Origin of the sequence: Arthrobacter sp. UYCu512, from assembly GCF_040547075.1 — a bacterium.
Classification (GTDB): domain Bacteria; phylum Actinomycetota; class Actinomycetes; order Actinomycetales; family Micrococcaceae; genus Arthrobacter.
On record NZ_JBEPPA010000045.1, the window covers coordinates 1 to 2,793 of the forward strand.

At 65.7% G+C, this 2,793-nt stretch carries 1 protein-coding gene; it reads left to right on the forward strand.

All coding sequences use genetic code 11. The features are described from left to right. The first annotated feature begins 237 nt into the window (after positions 1 to 237). Positions 238 to 2,661: an HAD-IC family P-type ATPase gene (locus tag ABIB49_RS19155; RefSeq protein WP_282361122.1), complete on the forward strand. Its 2,424-nt coding sequence runs from the start codon at positions 238 to 240 to the stop codon at positions 2,659 to 2,661. Positions 2,662 to 2,793 lie beyond the last annotated feature (132 nt).

A 2,793-nucleotide genomic window follows, 5' to 3' on the forward strand; every position in this document is an offset into this window, starting at 1 on the left:
AACAGCGGCGGCGACTCGAATTACTCTACACGCCACCAGACCCCCACACAAATCCACCCCCCACACCACCCCCACACCCCCAAAAACCCCGCCACCACACCAAAAACAGACGCCCCGCCAGGGGCCAACAGCCCACCTCGGCCAAACCCGCTACCTGTGTGCTCCGTCACCTCAAACCGGGGCACCTGCAGTTACGATCAGGAGATGATGGCAGAACACCGGCGCCAAGGACCAGGCATGCTCCATCGTCGTGTGTCCGGACCGGCCGCCAGTGGCCTCTCCCGTGGCGACGTAGCCTCCCGGATGAGCAGCGGCCTCGACAACCGTCTGCCGGACGCAACCAGCCGCAGCCTCTGGGAAATCGTCCGCGCAAACGTGCTGACCCTTTTCAATGCGATCGTGGGCACAAGCTTTATTCTCCTGCTCCTGCTGGGGAGCTGGCAGGACGCTCTTTTTGGGCTGGCTGCTGCCGGCAACGCCGTCATCGGTGTTGTGCAGGAGTATCGCGCCAAACGGTCCCTGGACCGCCTTGCCGTCCTCGAGGCCCCCCTGGCCCGGGTACTGCGCGACGGTACGGTGCAGGAGATCCCGACTGCCGACGTCGTACTTGACGATGTCCTGGTCCTGCGGGCCGGCGACCAGGTCACAGCCGATGCGTCAGTCCTTGAGAGCGGGGGGCTGGAGTCCGATGAATCCCTCCTCACCGGGGAGTCGGACCCCGTGGACAAGGACGCGGGGACTGAAGTACTCTCCGGCTCGATCATTGTCGCCGGACGCGGTACGGCGCGGGTGGTCCGGGTGGGCGCTGAGTCCTTTTCCAGCAGGCTCGCCGCCGATGCGAAGCGGTTCTCGCTGGTCAACTCTGAGATCCGCAACAGCCTCAACCGGATCCTGCGCTGGCTGACCTGGGCGCTGCTGCCGGTTGCCCTCATCGTTGCCAACGGTGAAATGCAGTCGAGGGGCGGCTGGGAAGCCGCCATCGCCAGTGGGGCCTGGACCTCCGCCCTGGTGGGGGTGATTGCAAGCGTCATCGCCATGGTTCCGCTGGGACTGGTGCTGCTATCGAGCGTTGCTTTCGCCGTCGGCGGCGTCCGGATGGCGGGCAACAAGGTTCTTATCCAGGAACTGGCCGCGGTCGAGGGCCTGGCGCGCGTTGATGTCCTCTGCCTGGACAAGACCGGGACACTCACCGAAGGCAGCATCATCTTCGACGGCGTTCACGAGCTGGCCGGATCCGCTGAACCCGGGTGGGAGCACGCCCTGGGCTGGTTCGCTGCGGATCCGGAGGCAAACGCGACGTCGCGCTGCCTGGAGTCGGATTTTGAGCACAACGGCGGAACGCCGGCGGTCTCGTCGGTCCCGTTCTCTTCCGCACGGAAGTGGAGTTCCGTGACGTTCGACGGCGGAGGGACAAGCCCGTGCTCCTGGATCCTGGGCGCCCCGGAAATTGTGCTGGCCGACAGCTCCGGCGGCGGCAGCGCGGCGCCGTCGACCGAGGACGCCCTGGGCAAGGCCGGACGGCTCGCCGCTTCCGGGTTGCGGACCGTCGTCCTGGCTTACGCGGACGGCACCGCCATGACTGCCAAGGACGCAACACTGCCGGCACGGGTGAAACCCGTCGTTGTGCTCACGTTTCGAGAACAGATCCGCGCCGATGCCCGACAGACGCTGGACTACTTCCGCAACGAGGGTGTTGAACTGAAGATCATCTCGGGGGACGATCCCCGGACGGTCGCTGCGATTGCGCGCTCCGTGGGCCTGGACGTCGGGGAGGGCTACGATGCCCGGCAGCTCCCCGACCACCCGGCGCTGCTGGAAGAGGTCATGGAGGGCAATAACGTCTTCGGCCGGGTCAGTCCAAAGCAGAAAAAGGATATGGTGGCAGCACTTCAGCGCCGCGGCCATACAGTCGCGATGACCGGCGACGGTGTCAACGACGTGCTGGCGCTAAAAGAGGCAGACCTTGGCATAGCAATGAACTCCGCCGCGCCTGCCACAAAGGCCGTGGCCCGGCTGGTGCTGCTGGACGGACGCTTCGACCGGCTGCCCGGTGTGGTGGCCGAGGGCCGCCGGGTGATCGCCAACGTTGAGCGTGTGTCGAAGTTGTTCCTCAGCAAGACGGCCTATTCGATCGCGATCGCGGTCGGCTTCGGCCTCCTTAATCTGCAGTTTCCCTTCCTGCCGCGACAATTGTCTTTCACCGACGGCCTCACGATCGGGATCCCCTCATTCTTTCTAGCGCTGATGGCCAATCGCCGCCGCTACCGGCCGGGGTTCCTTCGAAGGTCTTTGTCGTTCTCCATCCCCGCCGGACTCGTCGTCGCCGCCTCGCTGCTGGGCTTGAACCTGTACGCGGGTTCCCTCGGGGCTGCCGGGGCCGCTCCGGAGTCGCTGCAGTCGGCGTCGGTCCTTACCCTCGCGGTGATCGGGTTGTGGATTCTCGCGGTGGTCTCCCGCCCGCTCGATGCCAGGAAGCTGGCAGTGCTACTGGGGATGTGTGCCGGCCTAGTGCTCCTGCTCAACGTGCCACTGGCCCAGGACTTCTTCCACCTGGCCTTGCCTCCGGCCGACATGTTGTGGGCAGCCGTCATAGCCGCGGTTGGCGGCGGGCTGGCCGTCGAGCTCTTGGCGTGGATTGATGGGCGGCGGTTTCCCGGCTGAGCCGGGTGGGGTTTCCGGTGGGGGTGTTTTTGGGTTTGGTGTTAAATGCGGGAGGACCCCCAACGTGGTTGGGGGTCCTCGACCGTGTAATGATGTTCCGGCGGTGACCTACTCTCCCACACCCTCCCGGGT